Origin of the sequence: Desulfovibrio inopinatus DSM 10711 (genome assembly GCF_000429305.1) — a bacterium.
In the GTDB taxonomy this organism is placed as follows: domain Bacteria; phylum Desulfobacterota; class Desulfovibrionia; order Desulfovibrionales; family Desulfovibrionaceae; genus Alteridesulfovibrio; species Alteridesulfovibrio inopinatus.
The window spans coordinates 168,503-186,017 of sequence record NZ_KE386880.1 but is presented as its reverse complement, the minus strand read 5'-3'; the positions used below and the strand labels follow the sequence as shown (position 1 = coordinate 186,017).

At 52.0% G+C, this 17,515-nt stretch carries 16 protein-coding genes; 12 read left to right on the top strand and 4 right to left on the bottom strand.

What is annotated here, in order from left to right:
- Positions 1-20 precede the first annotated feature (20 nt).
- On the bottom strand, positions 21-1,658 hold the full coding sequence (locus G451_RS33330; RefSeq protein WP_051261868.1) for a DedA family protein: 1,638 nt from the start codon (positions 1,656-1,658) through the stop codon (positions 21-23).
- A gap of 4 nt (positions 1,659-1,662) precedes the next feature.
- Complete coding sequence (locus G451_RS34725; RefSeq protein ID WP_027186304.1) at positions 1,663-1,941, bottom strand: hypothetical protein; 279 nt, start codon at positions 1,939-1,941, stop codon at positions 1,663-1,665.
- A gap of 102 nt (positions 1,942-2,043) precedes the next feature.
- Here G451_RS34725 and G451_RS0124500 point away from each other — a divergent pair, with 102 nt between their 5' ends.
- Positions 2,044-3,024 (top strand): glucokinase, encoded by a 981-nt coding sequence (locus G451_RS0124500; RefSeq protein WP_027186303.1) that lies wholly within the window; start codon positions 2,044-2,046, stop codon positions 3,022-3,024.
- A gap of 249 nt (positions 3,025-3,273) precedes the next feature.
- Here the strand turns inward: G451_RS0124500 and G451_RS0124495 are convergent, their stop codons facing one another.
- Positions 3,274-3,798, bottom strand: a complete 525-nt coding sequence (locus tag G451_RS0124495; RefSeq protein ID WP_027186302.1) for a shikimate kinase — start codon at positions 3,796-3,798, stop codon at positions 3,274-3,276.
- 153 nt (positions 3,799-3,951) lie between these two features.
- Between G451_RS0124495 and G451_RS0124490 the strand changes: the two genes are divergently transcribed.
- The 4 genes from G451_RS0124490 to G451_RS0124475 all read left to right on the top strand — a co-directional run bounded on the left by G451_RS0124490 (position 3,952) and on the right by G451_RS0124475 (position 7,071).
- A complete protein-coding gene (locus G451_RS0124490) occupies positions 3,952-4,725 on the top strand; it encodes an RNA methyltransferase (RefSeq protein ID WP_027186301.1) in 774 nt (257 codons plus the stop codon).
- A 22-nt stretch (positions 4,726-4,747) separates the two neighbouring features.
- On the top strand, positions 4,748-5,866 hold the full coding sequence (locus tag G451_RS0124485) for a DUF362 domain-containing protein (protein ID WP_027186300.1): 1,119 nt from the start codon (positions 4,748-4,750) through the stop codon (positions 5,864-5,866).
- A gap of 280 nt (positions 5,867-6,146) precedes the next feature.
- The gene (locus G451_RS31530; protein WP_034643928.1) at positions 6,147-6,350 is read left to right on the top strand and encodes a hypothetical protein; all 204 of its coding nucleotides are present in this window, start codon (positions 6,147-6,149) and stop codon (positions 6,348-6,350) included.
- Position 6,351: 1 nt separating this feature from the next.
- A complete protein-coding gene (locus G451_RS0124475; protein WP_027186299.1) occupies positions 6,352-7,071 on the top strand; it encodes a ubiquinone/menaquinone biosynthesis methyltransferase in 720 nt (239 codons plus the stop codon).
- A 108-nt stretch (positions 7,072-7,179) separates the two neighbouring features.
- Here G451_RS0124475 and G451_RS0124470 read toward each other — a convergent pair whose 3' ends face one another.
- Entirely contained in the window at positions 7,180-7,386 is a 207-nt protein-coding gene (locus G451_RS0124470; protein WP_027186298.1) for a DUF2065 domain-containing protein, read from the bottom strand.
- Between the two features lie 113 nt (positions 7,387-7,499).
- On the opposite strand from G451_RS0124470, the gene G451_RS0124465 reads away from it, so the two are divergent.
- From G451_RS0124465 to G451_RS0124435, 7 genes are all read left to right on the top strand, one after another.
- The gene (locus G451_RS0124465; RefSeq protein ID WP_034643922.1) at positions 7,500-8,813 is read left to right on the top strand and encodes a nucleotide sugar dehydrogenase; all 1,314 of its coding nucleotides are present in this window, start codon (positions 7,500-7,502) and stop codon (positions 8,811-8,813) included.
- A 120-nt stretch (positions 8,814-8,933) separates the two neighbouring features.
- On the top strand, positions 8,934-9,086 hold the full coding sequence (locus G451_RS34445; protein ID WP_156921806.1) for a hypothetical protein: 153 nt from the start codon (positions 8,934-8,936) through the stop codon (positions 9,084-9,086).
- A complete protein-coding gene (gene mqnB / locus G451_RS0124455; protein WP_051261867.1) occupies positions 9,083-9,796 on the top strand; it encodes a futalosine hydrolase in 714 nt (237 codons plus the stop codon). The genes G451_RS34445 and mqnB overlap by 4 nt, the downstream gene beginning before the upstream one ends.
- Before the next feature lie 4 nt (positions 9,797-9,800).
- Complete coding sequence (locus G451_RS31525) at positions 9,801-10,655, top strand: 1,4-dihydroxy-6-naphtoate synthase (RefSeq protein WP_051261866.1); 855 nt, start codon at positions 9,801-9,803, stop codon at positions 10,653-10,655.
- Positions 10,652-11,620: a polyprenyl synthetase family protein gene (locus tag G451_RS0124445; protein WP_027186295.1), complete on the top strand. Its 969-nt coding sequence runs from the start codon at positions 10,652-10,654 to the stop codon at positions 11,618-11,620. Before G451_RS31525 ends, G451_RS0124445 begins: the two co-directional genes overlap by 4 nt.
- Positions 11,621-11,644: 24 nt before the next feature.
- Entirely contained in the window at positions 11,645-14,092 is a 2,448-nt protein-coding gene (locus G451_RS0124440; protein WP_027186294.1) for a sensor domain-containing diguanylate cyclase, read from the top strand.
- 54 nt (positions 14,093-14,146) lie between these two features.
- Positions 14,147-17,146 (top strand): AIR synthase-related protein, encoded by a 3,000-nt coding sequence (locus G451_RS0124435; protein ID WP_034643917.1) that lies wholly within the window; start codon positions 14,147-14,149, stop codon positions 17,144-17,146.
- Positions 17,147-17,515 lie beyond the last annotated feature (369 nt).

Genomic DNA, 17,515 nt, shown 5'->3' with positions numbered 1-17,515 from the left:
CAAAACGGGAACTTCTTCCTCTACATTGTTTCCGGATACCGTTTCGCTATCCGGCGATAGGTCTTTACCGTCTTGAAAAAGTCTCCCCATTTCATGGGTTTGAACCCTCGCGCCCGGTTCTTAGCGCCGATGCGGTAAACCATATCCCACTGCGCAAACAGATCGCGATAGGCACCGAGCAGCGTAGTTCTGGGGTCCCAAATGTGAGTCGCTTCGGCGGCAGCGCCGTTGATATCGAGAATGAGGAAGTCACGACCTTGTTTGAGCGCTTTAACCGTGTCGAATCGGATAATGAACCGACAGAACCAGAGTTCGGGCATGGATGCGGCGATGGCATCGAAAACAGCGGTCATCTCGTCCGTGATCTGGTTGTTACTGTCTCGAAATTGCGCACCTTGCCGATGGCTCCCGGTAAAGACCAGTCTGATGCTTTCGCCCAGGGGAACAACGGTATCCAAAGCTTCTTGGGAGAAACGTCGACACACCGCTTTTCGAATCCCCCGAACCCGCTCGTTGGCCATGATAAGCTCGCGCAATGTTTTTTCGCCGTCGCCTTTCACCGTGGGAAATCGCTTGAGGGTCAGTGAACAAATACGCCCGCGCTCCTCGCCGGGAATACGCATATACAGCACATTGGCTTCATGTTCGTAGGCAACGCGTTGTTGCACAAGGAAGCGGGCAGAGTCCGGAAAAGCGGCGATATAGTCCTGAAGCTGTCGCCGTGAATCAATGGGTTGAACTCCGTCACCATGTTGCCCGACGTCCGGCTTGGCCACAACGGGATACCCGAAACCACGGGCGGTCATCGCCTGCTCGATCTGATCGACCAGATGCAATGTGTCGGTTTTACGCACCACCACCCACGGGGCGACATACGACGCGGTGGATTCGGGAAGTTGCGCAAGAATTTCGCTTTTGGACTCTCCGATAATGCCGCCGGAAAAAATATGCGGGTTGACGACCGTGGGGAGCATCCAGCCACGATACCGAATGCCGAGCCAAAACGACCAGACAACCACGGGAATATAAAACAACCACGCTGGCCAGAATTCGAAATACGAGGCCGCGGGCGGTTTCTTCTGTTTGGCGTTTTTTGCACGTCGTTTGGCCAAATGCCATTGCAATCCAATGAACCCGGCAACAATGACAATAGCAAGCGGCACTTTATAGGGACCGAGTTCGCTCAAGACATTTTCACCGAAATAAATACTCGCATTGAGCAAGATGACAGTCCACACGAGCGACGCAACAATGGTGGTCGCCAAAAATGCAAAGGCATTGGCCCCGGAGGCACCGGCCGCGATATAGGTCGGCATACGGGTTCCCGGCGCAACTCTGGCGGCAAGCACGGCAAAGACGATGTTCGTCTGAAACCATTTCCCAATCATGGCCAATCGGTCCCCGCCGGTGACACCGGCTTTGGATAATCGACTCGCCGTGAAGCGCCCGAACATGAACAGCGTGAAATCGCCCGCCGCAATGCCAAGAAACAGCCCCCAAAACGCCGCCCAATAGGACATATTGCCATGCGCCACGAGAAAACCGCAGCCGATGGTCGTCGGATCTTCAAGAATAAGTGTACTGACCGCGGCCAAACAGGCCTGAAGCACAGGAGAATCAGAGAGTGTAGCGGCGACTTGAGTGAATTGATCGAACACGTGGTCACTTCCGTTGTTTGAAACATTGTGAGGAGACGCGCTTTGTCCTCTTTCGACGGATTGTGGAGAAAAAATTGTCATCGTTGCCAATGGGCTGACAAGTCTTTGCTGCAACGCACCGTTCAATCATCTGTCCTGCCGATTCAAATTGAATCCGTAAACATATTTCTTGTTCAGGCTGCAGTATAACCTCCACAACCTGTGCGCGAATGGGCCAGGAATGACTGGACGTGAAGTAGGCCACCATATCGTTGACCGTAAACTGTTGACGTGCATTTGTCATACATGCTCCATCTTGCAATGATATGACAATATATCATCAACCGCACTGAATTATGCGAAAAAAATATTGCACAGCACCTTCAAAACCAGCTATTATCACTCTATGGAAACAATTCTCGTAGCAGACATCGGCGGAACCAATAGCCGTTTCGGTCGATTTGAAGTCCATGGCAACCAGCTTGAATTCAAGGATTCCATCTGGTTATCCACCAAGGATGCGTCATCCTTCCCCGATCTTCTCAAGACATTTGACGAGAGCGACTTTCCTCTCAAAGTTGCCGACTGTGATGCAGCCGTCATTGCCGTACCCGGTGCGATTAAAGGACAAACCTACGCCAAGCCACCCAATATTCCTTGGGATATCGACGTCTCCAACGCCAAGCAGGATTTTGGCGTCAAATCGTTTTTTCTCATCAACGATTTTGTGGCGCAAGCCTATGCCTGCCGCACGCAAGCCGTTTCCGATGCCAGACTGATCAAAGAGGGCGTCATTCAAGAGGATCGTCCCCTCGCTGTCATCGGTGCGGGTACCGGTCTTGGACAGAGTTGTCTTATGCCGGTGGAGCATGCCGGGTTTATTGCCGTGCCCTCGGAAGCCGGTCATGCGTCGTTCGGCTTTGTCGGGGATGAAGAAAACGCCTATGAGGCCTTTGTTCTCGAACGCACCGGGCACCCCTACCCGTTCGGTGATTTTATCGTCACCGGATTCGGCCTGACCCTGCTGCACGAATATCTGACCGGTGAGAAGCTCAATCCCGCCGAAGTGGCCGCGACCTTCCACAAAAATTCAAAGACGCTCGCCATGTTCGCTCGATTTTATGGCCGTGCCTGCCGCAACTATGCACTGTGTGTCGTCGCCTTGGGCGGGGTCTACATTGCCGGTGGGCTGGCCGCCAAGAACCCGTCTATGCTCACCCATCCCGAGTTCACCCGAGAGTTCATCAACTCGCCCACATACGGCTTCATGCTCGAAGATATTCCGATCTATCTCAACTGTAATGAAGAAAGCGGCCTCTGGGGCGCCGCCTTTTTCGGACAACTCAAAGTCTCGACATTTCCGCCTATAATGCCGGCGTCTTATTAGGGTCTCCGACGGCTGGGGAAGGGGGGAAACTTTTTGGAAAAAGTTTCCCCCCTTCCCCAGACCCCATCCCCTCTTCAAAAACTTTTAACGGGTACAGTGTATTTCGTGTAGTCAGAGCTAAAACATTCTTGACAACGTTCCATGAACCACAAGCAATTCCAGACTCCGTCCCCATTTCATGTGTCCAGAAGGTGGGGTCTGGGGAGGATAATCCTCCCCAGCCGCCGGAGGCCCTCTTCCCCCTAACGCTTACACCATCTCCACCACTTTCAACGCCATGGTGACGAGCTCGTCTATGGGACGGGCGGGAAGATTGGCGACACTGCACCGCAGATAGAGCGGTTCGCGTTCGTTGAGGGTTTGCTTGATTTCTTCTTCGAGATCAAGCGATGTCAGGTTCGGGCGCTGCTCGGGAAGCAGTTCACTGGCAAGGCGCTTGGCTAAAGTATCGGGATCGGCCTGAAGATAGAGCGTCAAGCCCTGGATCAGGAGATCACGGTTTGCCGGATCGAGGACAACCCCTCCCCCCGTGGCAATGACCCGACCCGGTGTTTTGTGGACATCGGCAAGAATTTCGCGTTCTTTGGCTCGAAACGCATCCCAGCCTTCTTTTTCGACAAGATCGGCTATCGTGCGATTTTCGCGTATCCGGAATTCTTCGTCGAGATCAAGAAAGGGACAGTGCAACGACTCGGCAAGTCGCGTCCCGAGCGTAGTTTTTCCGCTGGCACGCGGCCCAATAAGATAGATATTTTTTGTGGACAAATCGATCATGATTGCTCCTTGACGTCTGGCTTGGGGAGGCCTACCACGACAGGCCGCACGGAACAAGACCGGAACACCAGGAGGCACAGGCCTGGAGCAAGGATTCGTGCCTGAATTTCACGTCGCAACGTTGATTGAATGCTGTCTTGATATGGAGAAGTTATGCTTGATGATCTTGCCGTCGTGCTGTTTCGACCAAAATTTTCCGAAAATATCGGCTCCGCTGCACGAGCCATGGCGAATATGGGGGCAAAGCGGCTCATTGTGGTTTCACCGCTCCATTACGATGAAAATCGAGCGCGAGCTCTGGCCACGCCGAAGGGAATCGACATCCTGGAACAGGCGTTGTTCGTTGACGAACTCGCGCCGGCACTGACGGACTTTCAATTGGTCTTCGGAACCACGGCCCGCACGGGAGGATGGCGCAAAGGTGTCATCACGCCAGAAGTTGCCGCGCCCAGTGTCGTGGAAACCCTCACGGCTGGCGGGTCAGTCGCCGTTGTCTTCGGCCCCGAAGATCAAGGACTCACCAATGACGAAACATGCATCTGTAGCCAATTGCTGACCATACCGACAAGCGACGAAGCCTCTTCACTCAACCTCGCTCAAGCCGTGCTCGTCGTGCTGTACGAATGCGCCAAGGCGAGGCGAACCCGACCGTTTCGGCCGGCGGGCCCCCCGTCGTCGCGCCTGGCTACCCACGGCGAACGCGATACGCTTTTCAATACGGTCCGCGATACCCTCTTGGCCATCGACTTTCTCCATGCGGACAATCCCGAATATTGGATGCTCCCATTTCGGCGATTTGTGGAACGCGTTCACCTGAAACGAAACGAATTCAACCTGCTCATGGGTATCTGCCGACAAGTCCAATGGATTGCGGAAAAAGCCGGCCGCAACGCGACCACCGGCGGCAAAAAGAACCAGGCAGACTGAGGCGGAATGAAGGAGGAAGACCATGGAAACACCAACGACAAGCACCGTCTATTTTGCCAATCTGCGCGCGCGAAAGGCAAAAGAAAGCAAGATCAAAAAAATTGCCAAACTCTTCAATAAAGCCGGTTTCAAACATACTGTCGTCCGCGATGGATTGACCGCGGTTAAAGTACACTTTGGCGAACGGGGAAACGATACGTTTCTCAGCCCCGTACTCGTGCGGGCAGCGATCGATAAAATTAAAGAAGCCGGCGGCAAACCTTTTCTCACCGACACCAATACACTCTATTCCGGCTCGCGCTTTCACGCTGTTGATCACCTCATCACGGCGATTGAACATGGTTTCGATTATGCGGTCACCGGTGCCCCGCTTATTATTGCCGATGGTCTGCGCAGCAACAATATGCGAGAGGTGGCTATTGCAGGGAAACATTTTTCGAGCGTGAAGCTGGCGGCCGATATTGTTGATGCCGATAGTCTTTTCGCCTTGTCCCACTTCAAAGGCCACGAACTTGCCGGATTCGGTGGAACCATTAAGAATCTGGCTATGGGATGCGCCCCCCGACAAGGCAAAAAAGCGCAACATTGCGTCCGATTCTTCGTTGAACACCACCGTTGCGTCGGGTGCGGAGAATGCGTCAAAGTCTGCCCGCAAAACGCTATCAGTGTGAATGAGCGCAAAGCGAAAATCGAAACCGACTTGTGCGTCGGTTGCGGGGAATGTTTGACCGTTTGTCAGAATAAATCGATCATGACAAACTGGAAAACCGAGATGGAAGGCTTTACTGAGCGCATGGTCGAATACGCCAAAGGCGTCATACAGGGCAAAGCCGGCCGTACCGCGTTTTTCAATTTCCTTCTCAATATCACCCCGGACTGCGACTGCGTGCCATGGAGCGATGCCCCCATTGTCCCGGATATCGGCATTTTGTGCAGCCATGATCCCGTTGCTTTGGACAAAGCAAGCCTTGATCTCGTCAATGCCCAGATGGGTATTGCCGGCACGCACCTGAAAGCGAACCATCATCCGGGCGAACACAAATTCAAAGGCGTATGGGATAACACCATGGGTGATCTCCAAATTTCGTATGCCGAAGAAATCGGTTTAGGGTCATCACAGTACGAACTCGTGCGTATTTAATGACGAGGCATATCGCGTTAACCATATTTATCTGTTTCAAAGAGGAACATCACACGATATAATGATGCGTGTATCCTCTTTTCAACGACGAAAAACAGGGCGCTACAGGCCGTATATCAGACGACTCGACGAGTTGGACCGGCCATGATAGACCCCCTCAAAAAACAGGGGATGTTTACCGGATATTCCCTGCTCCCGCCCGGTTTGATTCTCATTGGTCGAGGTCATTTCCCCCCGGGCGGGTTTTTCCCAGCGTATGAGACTCGGCCAAGGAGACGACGTGGATAAAGTCAAACAGAACGCATTACAGGTAGCTAAGGAAATCGTAGTCAAGTTCGTGGAAACCGGACGAATTTCTCCGACGAACTTCTCCGAACACTTCGGCCCAATCTATTATGAAGTGCTGCGCACCATCATGACCGATACGCCCAATTCCACCAACGCCTCTCCCCGCTCCATTATCGATGCAGACGACAACGAATGATATGAAAGCCGATGTCGAACACGGGCGGCGCGTTGCCGCCATGTTCGGCCGCATTGCCGGCTGGTACGATGCACTCAATCATATTTTGAGCGCAGGTTTGGACCTGTGGTGGCGCCGACGCATGGTGGCCCATCTCGGTGTAGCCGGGAAAGAACACCCGACTATTCTCGATCTCGCCGCAGGTACTATGGACGTCTCCTGTTTGAGCGCCGATCGTCATCCAACGTCTTTTGTGGTTGCTGCCGACTTCGCATTGCCCATGTTGCAAAGCGGTACACGTAAAATCCGCGGCACGCGTACCGGTCGAATTCATCCGGTATTGGCCGATGGACGCACGTTGCCGTTGGCAGACGAATCCGTCCATGCAGCCACGATTGCATTTGGTATCCGTAATATCCGGCCACGGCAGGCAGCCTATGCGGAAGTCCTTCGGGTACTCAAACCGGGTGGACGATTCTGTATTCTGGAATTCGGAAGCGGAAAAACACGGATTTGGAAAGGGCTGTATAATTTTTATCTCAACAGATTGCTTCCGCTCATCGGTCGATTGTCCGGTGACAGGGAGGCTTATCGCTATCTCGCCGATACGATTATGGGATTTCCCAGTCAGAGCGAATTGGCCACGGAACTCTACGATGCCGGATTTCATCGTGTCTTTTATCTTCCGATGGCATCAGGTATCGTCTATCTTCATGTAGGCCAAAAAGCACCGAAAGCGTAGAAGACGCAAGGCACCGACGACAAACGAGCATCGGCAATCAGGCGTAGTGCACGGCAATACTGGTCTCAACGCATTGTGGAGGCGGGAAACGGGAGAATGGTATTGCCGTTACCCGAAAAACGTCCGGGCCAGATAAATCACGGCAAGTCCTGCGACAATGGCGGAAATGCCGACACCACGCAACGCGCTGGGTGGGCGTTCAGACATCATTTTCAGGATTTTGGGCATTTTTTCAGCCGCAACAAAATACGGAAGCCCTTCCAGAATGAATGCCAGCCCCAACGCCGTGAGAAAGAAACGCCAATCGAAGTTCATGGCGCTGGTGTATCCGAGCATGTCTCGTCTGTCCACATTCCTTTTCGTCTTGAATAGCAACGCGCTTTTCTGTACGAGTTCCGTTTTGCATGTTCCAAAGTGGAGGAAATACCATGACAACGTTTGAAGAGCTTGCGGCCGGGAAAAAACCTGTTGCCGTCATCGGGCTCGGTTATGTCGGCCTGCCACTGGCCGTCGCCTTGAGCCGGCATTTCACGGTCATTGGTTTCGATATTTCCGTCAATCGCCTCGAACAACTTCGAGACGGTCATGACGTGACCGGCGAAGTGGATGATACCACCCTTGGCCAGGCGGTTATCGAATACACCAATGATCCGACGCGCATCAAAGACGCAGGCATTGTTGTGGTGGCCGTCCCGACTCCCATCGATAAACACCGCAGTCCAGACCTGACTCCGGTTGTTTCGGCAACAACGCTTGTCGGGCAGAATCTCGGGCCCGGTGCAGTGGTCGTTTATGAATCCACGGTGTACCCCGGTTTAACCGAAGAATTGTGCGTTCCCATTTTGGAACGCGAGTCCGGAACCCGCGCTGGAGAAGATTTCTTTGTCGGCTATTCGCCGGAACGCATCAATCCCGGTGACAAAGTCAACACGCTGGAAACGATTGTAAAGGTTGTTTCGGGCCAAGATGAAGCCACGTTGGAACTCCTCTCGCAATTTTATTCAACCGTCGTCAAAGCCGGTGTCCACAAAGCATCGTCCATCAAAGTGGCCGAAGCAGCCAAGGTGATCGAAAATACCCAACGCGACATTAATATCGCGCTGATGAACGAACTGGCGCTCATCTTTGAAAAGCTGGAAATCGACACTTTGGAAGTCCTCCAAGCATCTGGAACAAAATGGAATTTTTTACCATTTCGACCGGGCTTGGTTGGAGGACATTGTATCGGGGTTGATCCGTACTATCTGACATACAAAGCACAGAGTATGGGCTTTCACCCGGAAATGATTCTTGCCGGCAGACGCATCAATGACTCTATGGGACGCTACGTGGCGCAAATGGTCATCAAGCGACTCATCCAGTCCGGTCGAACAGTCAATAGCGCTCGTGTAGGAATATTGGGGCTCACCTTCAAAGAAAACGTCCCCGATTTGCGAAACACCAAAGTAGTGGACATCATCGAAGAACTTCGCGAATATTGCGTGGAAACGATTGTACATGACCCCTTGGCGGACCCAACGGAAGCACAAGAGGAATACGGCATTTCCCTTGCACCGGAATCGGAATTGACCGACTTCGACGCCGTTATTTTTGCTGTTCCGCATGCATCGTATGCCGCAATGTCACCTGCACGCATCGACTCCATGTTTAAATCGGGTGATCGTTTTCCTCTTTTCGATATACGCGGGATGTTTGATCATGAGCGTTTTATCGGGTCCAGAATGTGGTATTGGCGATTATAGTCACGTTGAAATTTTTCGACATGAAGGAACGTCATGAACGCCGACAGAGACCGAACGCGTATTTCATGCGCCGAGGATTGCTGAAAGGGTTTTCTGGAGGCGAGTTCCCGCCTCCTGTCCATGACGCGAAATGACACTCTCGAAGTTGTCATAACAGCGAATCAACGCGAGAAAATCGAACGGATTGCTCGTGTACGCGATACAATGATCATTGACGAAACCGACTTGCCCGATGGCAAACGATTACTTGTTTTAAAAAAATACGGCCCATGAATATAGCTTTTGTCACTGCTACCGCCAAAGAAATGGACAGCGTCATTGCGGCAATGGATCGCAATGTGACGATTCCCGATCGAGGGAGCCAAACGCTGGATATGGAATCGGGCCGTTTGTATCTTGTTGTGACAGGTATCGGTCCGGTCAATGCCGGAATGGAAACCGGAAAATTCCTGGCACTGCATCCTGATGTCGATGTGGTGTTCAATATTGGCATTGCCGGAAGTTTTGATTTGGATGAAGCCGCATTGGGTGACGTCGTCTGTGTATCCGAGGAAATATATCCTGAATTCGGCTTGGCAACATCAGCCGGGGTTACAACGGAGCATTTCAGCTTCAATCAGTACGACGATACATCCGTTCATATTGGTCAAACTATAGCATTGCAGCCTGAGCAAAACGCTGCACAACTGGAATTTTCATTGCCACAATCATGGCATCGAGGTTCCAGTGTCACCGTTGCCGGTGTCAGTGCCGATCCGGAACGCGCTCAACAGATTGAAACCATGCATCATCCGCTTGTGGAAAATATGGAGGGGTTTGCGGTAGCATTAGCCTGCTGTGTGCAGAAAACCACTTTTTTTGAAGTCCGCACCATCTCCAATCGCGTCGGTTCCCGAAAAAAATCCGACTGGCGTATTAAAGATGCGCTGGCGGGTTTATCGCGTGTCGGCCAAACCCTTTTCAACGCCTTTTTTGGGAAATAGTCTCATGACACTTTTGCGCGTTGCCATATCTCCTTGTCCCAACGACACATTTATTTTTGGTCCGTGGATTCTTGGGCTCGTCGGAAAGCAGGCTCCCCGAGCGGAATTTGTTTTCGCCGATGTCGAAGAACTCAATTCTCAGGCTCTCTCCGGAGAGTTTGACGTCATCAAAGTCTCGGCGGCAACCGCGCTTCGTCTTGGCGATAATGCGACCATTCTTCCTTCAGGGGGAGCGTTCGGGTTTGGCAATGGTCCCAAACTCGTCCGCGCTCCACAAGGCCCGGACATCCCGTCCACCATTGCCGTTCCGGGGTTGAACACAACAGCTGTTGCGGTCCTGAAAGCTGCTTTAGCCAAGAACAACCAGTTCCCGGAATTTATTTTCGTACGATACGACAAGATCGTAGACGCGGTGCTTTCAGGACAGGTGGATGCTGGTCTTTTGATTCATGAAACCGCACTTGTTTTTGCCCGGCACAATCTCCAACTTGTCCTTGACCTTGGTCATTACTGGACGGAAACAGCCGGCGACACTCCGTTTCCTCTTGGCGTCATTGTTGCTTCCCGCAGCTTGGGAGACCGGCTGTGCGCGCGCATCGGACGCACCATTGCCGAAAGTCTGACGGCATCGCGTCAGAATCCGAATGCGGTTTTCCCGCTCATTCAGGCCTTTGCCCAGGAAACAGACCGCGAAACCATTGCCGCTCATCTTGGCGCTTACGTCAACGACCTGTCCCTCTTGATGGGATCGGCCGGAAAGAAAGCGCTCTCCATACTGCGACAGTTGACGGACGAATCGCTCCCACCTTTCGTCCCTCCTTGCCTTGGGTCTCAAAAAGCGGGTACGACAGCACAATGAACAATCTGGCGAACTTTGTTCAAAAAGAACTTCCTTCCATCAATCAGTTTCTCGAAAACCTTGCCTCCGGACTCGACCCCACCATCGCTCCGGTAGCGCACCATGTCCTCATGGCTGGCGGCAAGCGACTTCGTCCCCTGCTCACCATTTTATCGGCTGGCGTTGCTGGATATCACAATGATGATATCTATCCATTGGCCTGCTCTATTGAACTCTTGCACTCGGCCACGTTGTTGCACGATGACATTCTGGATGGCGCCAGTTTACGACGCGGAAAAAAAACAGCTCACGAAGTTTTCGGACTCACGCCTTCCATACTGGTTGGCGATGCCTTACTCGCATTGGCAAATCGACTTGTCGCAGACTATGGGAAGCCACGTCTGACAGCATGTTTATCCGAAGCATTGTTGCGCACCGCGACAGGGGAAATTAAAGAAATCGCTCATATTCGCAAAACGGATTTATCGCACGATGATTATCTCGACATCATCACCGGTAAAACAGCGTATCTCATTCAGGCGGCGTGTCAGAGTGGAGCCCTCATTGCAGACGCACCAGCCGACATGGAAGAAGCGTTGGCTGAATTTGGCCTCAACCTTGGCATTACCTTTCAATTGGTCGACGACGCGTTAGACTATACATCAAATGAAGAAATTTCCGGTAAACCCAGTGGCGGCGACCTGAAAGAAGGTAAATTGACACTCCCGTTTATTTCCTACCTCGAAAGTCTCCCCGAAAAACAACGCCTGCAAGTGACACAAGACTTCGAAACCGATGCATTGGATAACGAGACTATCGCTACCCTCGTTTCGGCCGTGGTGGAAGGTGGCTTTGCGGACACGACACGTCGTATCGCCAAAACCTATCTCGATAAAGCAGTGAGTGCGCTCTCTCGCCTGCCTGATGTTCCCGAACGTGAACTTATGCGCCTGGCCATGCAAACGATGCTTGATCGGGAGAAATAACCTTCGACCTCAAGCGAGCCTGACATGGCGTCACAAACCGCTTCTCCAAGAACGAGCCTGCCTCCGCCGTTTGCCCCGGTTGTTATGCGGCTCATGACCATGGCGGTCAGCCCTGCTCCCGATGTCGACGAAATGGCCGACATTTTGGGACTTGACCCGGTTCTAACATCGACAATTCTGAGCCTGGCCAATTCTGCTTTTTTTGGATCGCGGAGCAAGGTTGTTGATATCAAACGCGCTGTGATGACCATGGGTATCGACCAGGTCATCAAAATTGCGCTGTTTTCAGCTTTAAAAACAAACTCGACAGTCTCGGAAAACACTGACACCGAGAGCTACTTCCAACTCTGGCGGCGTATGGTGTGGTCGGCAACGGCAGCGCAGCGTCTTGCTCACCAACTGTGTCCAGACCAGGAACATGCTGTTTACATCACCACGTTACTCAAAGACATCGATGAGTTAGCGAGACTTGTCTGCGTAGACGGAAACGAGGCGCAACGTTTTGCATGTAAACAAACTCTTGCCGAACATGCGAGACATTCCGCTGAACTTCTTGCTGGCTGGGAAATCCCTTTACCTGAACCGGGAGCCGTGCAGAATCACCATGATTTCAGTGGTATCTTGAACTACACCCCATTTACGCAAGCTGTCATTCTCGCAACACGTTGGGCGGAACTCGAAGTCGGCGGCAATGCCAATCCTGTTGCCGTGGTCGAATTCAATACCACCTTCAAAAACATGCTTGGACTTGAGAAAGAAGAGCTCAATTCCTTACGAAACGAGTGTACCGAGATATACAAAGCGTATCTGGCGACACTCGATATCGCCGAATCTGTTCCCGAAGAGCGGTACTACAACCATTCACTCCGACGGATGGAAGAGTTCTATATTTTGAGCATGCAATTGGCGAATGCGGGTGGGGGACTGACTTCAATCGCCTCTATGTTGGCCAAACATCTCAAATGGCGTTTCAACATCGAATCATTTGATTTGAGCCTAAAAATACCACGTTCCAGACAATGGACCTTCTTTCAAGCTCAAGCCGAAAGGGGAGTACAGTCCAAAGACGTCACCGCGGTAGAAGTGCATCGTTTCTGGCGATCAACAGAGACGGGACATATCATTATGGCGTCGGGCGAACAGGTGGGAGAATTCCGCCTGATCGATCCCAATGTTTCTCAAGAAGCCCGTGACGAACTGACTCTCTATCTCATGTTCGTTAATCAAGCCTATGAACAATACATGATGCGACAGGCTGTGCTCGAACAAAAAGCTTCTGCTCTCGACAGCCTTCCCGTCGGCATTGCATTGCTCAATAGCGAAGGCCGCATCATGGAGACCAACGAACGCCTTCGTTCACTGCTTGATATTAAAGAAGATGTTACAGGACGTGATATCTGGCCGCTGATTTCCAATCTGAAAGGATTCTCCGTCGATTTTGCCTGGAATACATTTCTTCGAGACAACACGCATCTGTCGATAAAAAAAATCTTTTGCAAACGCTCAACCCCAGAATCCGAGGGCACATGTTATTACCTGTTCGCTCGGAAACGCGGAACGCCCGGTCACGGTGAAGTTATTCTTCAACTCGAAGATGTGACGGATATCACGTATTTCGAAATGCGTAATATCAGACAGCGCGAGTTTCTTGAACGACTCATCGCCAATATGCGCGATATCGTTTTTACAATTGATTCTACCGGCACCATCACGTTTGCGTCTCCCAGATTTGCCCCGCTGGTTATCGGCAAGAATCTGTTCAAACTGACGTCAGCAGCAGCCTCCATGCCACAGGGATGGAATCCGGATTATCTGACGCTTTCTTCCGCTCCGGTAGAAGTCGAGTTACCGATTACAAAAGACCGAACGCTCAAACTTGAACTCATTATTACGCCGCTTCCGTCTCCCACGGGAGCCGCTGGTGAATTTCTTGTGGTGGGACGCGACATCACCACGGTTCGACGACTTGAAGACAAGCTCAAACGCCAAGCCATTACCGACGGCTTGACCGGACTGTTCAACTATCACCATTTTCAAACCATCTTGGATCGAGAAATTTACCGGGCACGCCGTACAGGACGCCGTATGGGGCTCGTTTTTTTCGATCTTGACGGATTCAAACAGATAAACGACACATTGGGACATCAAGTCGGAGACAAAACACTCATCAAAGTCTCCGAAATTATGAAAACCAAAATTCGCCAGGGCATGGATTTCCCATGCCGTTATGGTGGCGACGAGTTCGCCATTATTGCCACGGAAATCGAACCGGAACAGCTCCAAGCGATGGCTCTTCGTCTCCAAACAGCCATCAAAGAACATTTCGGCGGCAAATTGACCACAAGTACAGGGCTGGCCAGTCTACTCCCGGGAGAATTGGGAAAAGACCTCTTCAACCGTGTCGACAAAGCATCCTATGAAGCCAAGTCACGCGGCGGCGGCCTGATAGTCTGGGCGAAAAATACAGAGTGATCGCTTTTTTGCGCATCACCATTAACGCTTCAAACGAGTCGGGAGTATTATATCATGACGACGCCTATCCGGGTGGAAGTTGGGTTGTTGCCCCATGTGCGCGATGTCGTTGGCCTCAGAACGGCCCGCAAAATCCATGAAGAACTGGGACTGGACGTTCGCTCTATTTCTGTGGTGAAGGTCTATACCATTGCCGGTCTCACCGAAAACGATATTGCCGTGCTTATTGATGCCGCTGCTCTCCATGATCCGGTTGTGCATACGGTTTCCTCAACGGTACCGTTGGCGTCGGGTGACTTCAATTACGTTCTGGAAGTAGGCCTCAGACCTGGAGTAACGGACAACGAAGGGAGAACCGCCCGCTCCACGGCACTACTTGTTCTGGGCATTGATCCCTCGAAAGCCGACCACGTCGCCGTGTACACCTCGACGCAATATCTCATTTCCGGCGATATCAGCCGCGACGATGCCAAGCGCATCGGCAAAGACCTGCTCGCCAACGATCTCATTCAACGTATCGACCTGAAAAGCCGCGAAGAATGGGATGCATCTCCCGGTTTTCCTGCCAAAGCCGCCAAGGTGACGGGAGAACCGTGTGCCGATGTCGCTCATGTCGACCTTGCAGCCATGTCGGACAACGATCTTATGAACTTCAGCCGGCAAAATACGCTTGCGCTCTCGCTGGAAGAAATGCAGACCGTTCGTGATTATTACCGTCGCCCTGAAGTCATGGCCGAACGCAAACGTCTCGGTTTGCCCGATATGCCGACCGATGCAGAAATAGAAACTCTGGCGCAAACCTGGTCGGAACACTGCAAACATAAAATTTTTACGGCCACGATCAACTATGTTGACACGGAGATGGGTTCCGAACAAACCATTAAATCCCTCTTCAAGACATATATTCAGGGCAGTACCGAAACCATCCGAAACGAACTCGGCGACGACGATTTTTGTCTGTCCGTCTTCAAAGACAACGCTGGGGTCATTCGCTTCACGGAAGACACCAGCATTTGTGTCAAAGTGGAGACGCACAACAGCCCTTCGGCACTGGATCCCTACGGCGGTGCATTGACCGGTATTGTCGGGGTGAACCGCGACCCCATGGGAACAGGAATCGGCGCCAACATGGTTTGTAACACCGATGTCTTCTGTTTTGCCTCGCCCTTTTATGACAAAGAACTCCCACCTCGTTTGCTTCACCCTCGCCGAGTGCTCGAGGGAGTACGCGAAGGGGTAGAACACGGTGGAAACAAGTCCGGTATCCCCACTGTCAACGGTAGCCTTGTCTTTGATGAACGCTATCTGGGGAAACCACTCGTATTCTGCGGCACCATCGGCATGATGCCTCTCACGATCAACGGCAAACCGAGCCATGAGAAAAAAGCCTTGCCCGGAGATGCCATTGTCATGACAGGCGGTCGCATCGGGAAGGACGGTATTCATGGAGCAACCTTCTCATCGGAAGAACTCCATGAAGGCTCTCCGGCCACCGCCGTCCAAATCGGCGACCCCATTACCCAGCGGAAAATGTATGATTTCCTCATGCGATGCCGCGATCTTGGTTTATATAACGCCATTACGGACGACGGTGCAGGGGGACTCTCCTCATCCGTTGGTGAAATGGCGCAAGATAGTGGCGGATGCGATATGGATTTATCCAAAGCCCCGCTCAAATACGATGGCCTGCGCCCGTGGGAAATACTCTTATCGGAAGCGCAAGAACGTATGACGTTGGCCGTTCCGCAGGACAAGCTTGGTCAGTTCATGGATCTGGCCAAAGAAATGGATGTTGAAGCCACGGAATTGGGTCAATTTACGGATTCAGGCTATTTCCACGTCACGTTCGGCGATACCATTGTGTCCCATGTCGACATGGACTTTCTTCATGATGGTGCGCCCGTCATGCAGCTCAATGCGGTATGGGAACGCCCGAGTTTTCAAAGTGAGCCCCTGGTTCTGCCGAAAGAAGGCCATGGCGCACTGCTTGAACGCATGCTCGGCCGACTCAATATCTGCTCGAAAGAATATATCATCCGGCAATACGACCATGAGGTCAAAGGTGGAAGCGTCGTGAAACCGCTTGTCGGCGTCAAGCGAGACGGTCCGGCCGATGCGGCAGTCATGCGCCCCCTGCTCAACCGCAACGAAGGCCTTGTCGTGTCACACGGTATCTGTCCTAAATTCAGCGACTACGATACCTATTGGATGATGGCATTATGTATTGATGAAGCCGTACGTAACGCCGTTGCCGTCGGTGCCGATCCCTCGCGCCTGGCAGGGGTAGACAACTTCTGTTGGTGCGATCCGGTTCAATCGGAAAAAACCCCGGATGGTCAATATAAACTGGCGCAACTCGTACGTGCCAATATGGCGCTTTCCCGTTTTTGTCTGACATACAAATTACCATGTATCTCTGGCAAAGACTCCATGAAGAACGACTACACCGGTGGTGGTGTTAAAATTTCGATTCCTCCGACCGTGCTGTACACGGTTGTCGGCGTCATGGATGATGTCAACAAAGCCGTGACTTCGGATTTCAAAACTCCAGGAGATTTGGTGTATCTTCTCGGCCCCACGGCAGCCGAACTGGGTGGCTCCGAGCTGACTTCGGAACTTGGCGCTGTCTCAGCCAGCGTTCCTATGGTCGATGGCGCGTCCAACTTGCGCCGCTACCAGAGCCTTCATGCATCCATTGAACAATGCCTTGTCACGGCCTGCCACGACCTGTCCGATGGCGGCCTTGCCGTGGCGCTGGCCGAAATGGCGCTGGCCGGCCGACTTGGAGCACGCGTCGATCTCGACTCCGTCGTGACCAACGCTCCATTAAGCGACCTGGAAATCCTGTATAGTGAGTCCGCTGGTCGCTTGTTGGCCTGTGTCAATCCTGCCAACAAGGACAAGTTTGAAGCGCATTTCTCCGCAAACGACATCGCCTGCATAGGGGTTGTTTCCGACGACGAGACTCTCACCATTCGTCGAAGCAATGACACTTTGCTTGAAAGCCCTGTCGAAACACTGGCTCACGCCTTTACATCGACACTGAACTGGTAAACGACGACTCTTTTCCAAGCGACCTTTCATGGGACGATTTGCACAATGCAAACCGTCCCATGTTATTTTCTATGATACCAAAAGAAGAAACGACCTACGGCGACACTGTTCATCTCTGGAAGGGAGTCGACATAATCGTGGTTCGCCGTAATGTACCATCCCTATGTCACCGGTGATAACGAGAACAATCCCAACAACTGCTAGCAAACGCGTCTTGCCAGAGGATATTTCGAGATTTCAAATACAACCAATAATTTTTAAAAAACGGCGAGATAGATCCACGAAGTAGAAGATACTGGTCAAACGATTCGTTTCCAACACCGCCATCTCAAATACCATCTGATATATTGTTTCTGTTCCATTTCTTTC